Below are 717 nucleotides of genomic sequence, written 5' to 3'. Positions count from 1 at the left end.
CGCTCCCCGGGCCGGGCGCCGAGCCGCTCGCGAGCCCCCGCCCGGCGGCCGGCCGGTGAGGTTGTCGCGCGCCGTACGGTCCTTCCCGCTGCCCGTACGGCTCCTGCTGGTCAACCAGTTCGGCGTCAACACCGGCTTCTACCTGCTCGTCCCGTACCTGGCCGGCCACCTCGGCCACGACCTCGGGCTGTCCGCGCTCGCCGTCGGCACCGTGCTCGGCCTGCGCAACCTCAGCCAGCAGGGCCTGTTCATCCTCGGCGGCTCGGCCGCCGACCGGCTCGGCGCACGCCGCGTCATCATCGCCGGGTGCGCGCTGCGCAGCGCCGGCTTCGGGCTGTTCGCGCTCGGCGACACCCTCGGCGTCCTGCTCGCCGCCTCCGCGCTCAGCGGGCTGGCCGGCGCCCTGTTCAACCCGGCCGTGCGCACCTACATCGCGCGGGAGGCCGCCGACCGCAAGGCCGAGGCGTTCGCGCTGTTCTCGACGTTCGCCGCCACCGGCGCGCTGGCCGGACCGCTGCTCGGCGCCGTCCTGCTGCTGGTCGACTTCCGGGCCGCCGCGCTCACCGCCGCCGGCGTCTTCGCCGCCCTCACCGTCGCCCAGGCCTGCGCGCTGCCCGAACGCGCCGCCCCGCCGGCCCCGGAGGGAACGGCGGGGGCGTTCGGACAACAACGACTACCGGTCCGCGGATTCCTGCTCGGCGCCCTCGGTGTCCGGCC

1 pseudogene is annotated in these 717 nt (G+C 76.8%); it reads left to right on the top strand.

From position 1 onward, the window contains the following. Positions 1-55 precede the first annotated feature (55 nt). Positions 56-717, top strand: a pseudogene (locus ABD308_RS05375) (MFS transporter); the annotation flags it as partial.

The sequence above is a fragment of the Kitasatospora putterlickiae genome (assembly GCF_039527695.1).
GTDB classification, from domain to species: domain Bacteria; phylum Actinomycetota; class Actinomycetes; order Streptomycetales; family Streptomycetaceae; genus Kitasatospora; species Kitasatospora putterlickiae.
This window is presented reverse-complemented; position numbering and strand designations above follow the sequence as displayed.